This is a genomic window from Shewanella saliphila (assembly GCF_014648295.1).
GTDB classification, from domain to species: domain Bacteria; phylum Pseudomonadota; class Gammaproteobacteria; order Enterobacterales; family Shewanellaceae; genus Shewanella; species Shewanella saliphila.
Genome location: NZ_BMQV01000089.1, coordinates 1 through 2436 on the forward strand (window position 1 = coordinate 1; position 2436 = coordinate 2436).

General features: G+C 36.1%; 2 protein-coding genes. Both read right to left on the minus strand.

The window, feature by feature from the left end; all coding sequences use genetic code 11:
- Window positions 1-191: 191 nt before the first annotated feature.
- A complete protein-coding gene (locus IEY48_RS20160; protein WP_188923328.1) occupies window positions 192-641 on the minus strand; it encodes a hypothetical protein in 450 nt (149 codons plus the stop codon).
- A gap of 4 nt (window positions 642-645) precedes the next feature.
- Window positions 646-2070 carry a GMC oxidoreductase gene (locus IEY48_RS20165; protein WP_188923329.1) on the minus strand — a complete coding sequence of 475 codons (1425 nt, stop codon included), beginning with the start codon at window positions 2068-2070 and terminating at the stop codon, window positions 646-648.
- Window positions 2071-2436 lie beyond the last annotated feature (366 nt).

Here is a 2436-nt window from a genome sequence, read left to right on the forward strand (position 1 = left end):
CTAAGCTTGTTTAATATCGCTTCTTTAAATTGAACTGAATGCCTTTGATAATTCACTTGCTTTAACTTACCGCGCCCTGTTTATTTGTAAATTAATTGAGGCGACAACTATCCTGACACAGGGGGAAATACTCATTATAAGCACTATTTCATGTGATTTTTTAGATTTGATTTAAGCCTATAATGGTGATGTTATGGTGTTAAAAATTGTGCAAATGGATTTTTAGTTCTGCAGATATTACTTGTCGCACCATTATAAATAATCGTTTTTTTCTTTGCATCATTTGCAAAAAAGTCACTATTTAAAAGAAATTTTGTCAAAATCATTCGTTCAAGATTATCAATTTTTCCATGTAGATCCTCATCGAAACCTGAGGCGACTCGAACTAATGGAGCCAAAACCGAGAAAACATGGGTTTTTAAGGCGATATCATATCTTTCAATAAAAAAATCCTTTGAGAACTTTTCTATATCAGCTTGAAGAATTAATCTTCCAGGTAAATGTTTAGTTAATATATCTTCAACTAACTGGTATAAACGACTTTCGTTATCTAGCACATAGATCCCTAAAGGCAGTACTGCAACTATGGATGTTGCTGCACATATTTTGAGGAATTTACGACGTTCAGTAGATTTATTCATATATTTATACCAATCTATCAGCCGCTCTTAAAGACATCGCGGCAACAGTTAAACTTGGATTTGCAGGAGGACAAGTTGTGAATGTAGAGCTACCAACAACAACAAGGTTGCGCATCTTATGATGTAAAGAATCACCATCAACTACAAATTTATTTGCATCATGACCGGAACGAAGTGAACATTGAATATGAGATTCAGTAGGTCTTTCTCTCAGCGGGATTATCTTTTCTACAGGAAGAGGTGCTAATACTTTTTCAATATTATCATGCGCATGTTGTAACCCAGCTCTTGCATATGAAGATACATTGGCATGAGATACGTAAGCTTGCCCTTGGGCGTTGAGTGAAACTCTATTACTTGTTTGAGGTAAATCTTCAATCGCAACAAGCAATGGAAGAACTTGACGCCAACGGCCTTCTTCTAAACGCAAGCCATGTTTAATTCTATTTTCAAAATAAAATAGCGCAGCTCCAGCTTTTTCTCGGTAAGGATGTGAATCATAAAGGCTGTAATTTAACCCCGTGGTAATTGTGCTGCCACCAAAATTATCGACACCATTTAAAAATACTTCAAATTCATAACCTAATTGCTCACATATTCCAACCCCTGTTTGTGGGTGATTAATCCCCGACCTTAGTAGTATTGCAGGGCTTTGAATTCCGTTTGCTCCTAAGACAATTAAATCGCCATAAATACTGCGTTCTTCTGCATTATTGGTTAAATACATTACACCTGAGGCAGTGCCATTATGATGTATAACCTCACGTGCTTGAGCATTCATAAAATAAGTAATATTTGGATGCGTTAGAATTTCTGTTAAACCGTTATGAGCCGTAAATTTTGCATTTACTGGGCATAAATTACATTGAGCTGTTGCACAGCACTGGTTCCGATTTTTTAATGCAAGAGGTGAGCGCGCAGTGGCAATTGGAAAATGTAAATGAGGTTGCGCGGCCATCATTATTTCATCAATCGCACTCACTCTGTGGGGCGGAAGAGGAAAAGAGCCGGATCTTGGTGATACTTTACCCATTGCATCTGAACCAGATATAGCCATAATATTTTCAGCGGCCATATAATATGGCTCTAAATCATTATATGAGAATGGCCAGTCATCTGAAATATTAAACTTAGATTTCATTTCGAAATCTGCGGGTATAAAACGTGGTGTTTGACCAAACCAACAATTGGTACCACCTCCGAGTCCAATCGTATAATTCCAAGGTTTATGATGACTATCTTGTGCGTGGGTGTTGCTAGAGGAAAATTCAGAATTTTTGTTGTTTGTTACTTGCCAGCTATGACTACGGTTCTCACCCCATTCAATAACAGCGATTTTGGCATTGGGTTTTTTGTTTAAGTATTGTTTTATAAAGAAAAGGCTACCAAACCCTGAGCCAATAACAACAACTTCGTAATGGTCGTCCATGTAATTAAGCTTCCTATAATGTTAATCGTTTCATGTATTTTGAAGCAATCAGATTACGAACTAGTTTAATTCCTAATTTTGATAATAGTAAAATCAACAACTTGTGTAAATTGTAATTTTATATAACAGTCATTTGTATGACTTGCTCTGTGTAACTGGATTACTTGCTGATAGAGAAAATCAACATTTGTTTTTTGTACGATAGCGGTAAGGTCTTAAATATTATATTCCAAGTAATACAAGTATCCCCCTGTGTCAGGATAGTTGTCGCCTCAATTAATTTACAAATAAACAGGGCGCGGTAAGTTAAAGCAAGTGAATTATCAAAGGCATTCAGTTCAATTTAAAGAAGCGATATTAAACAAG

What these genes read in the sequence shown, in the direction of transcription:
- IEY48_RS20160 (WP_188923328.1), bottom strand. Translation starts at nt 641, where the DNA reads ATGAATAAATCTACTGAACGTCGTAAATTCCTCAAAATATGTGCAGCA.
- IEY48_RS20165 (WP_188923329.1), bottom strand. Translation starts at nt 2,070, where the DNA reads ATGGACGACCATTACGAAGTTGTTGTTATTGGCTCAGGGTTTGGTAGC.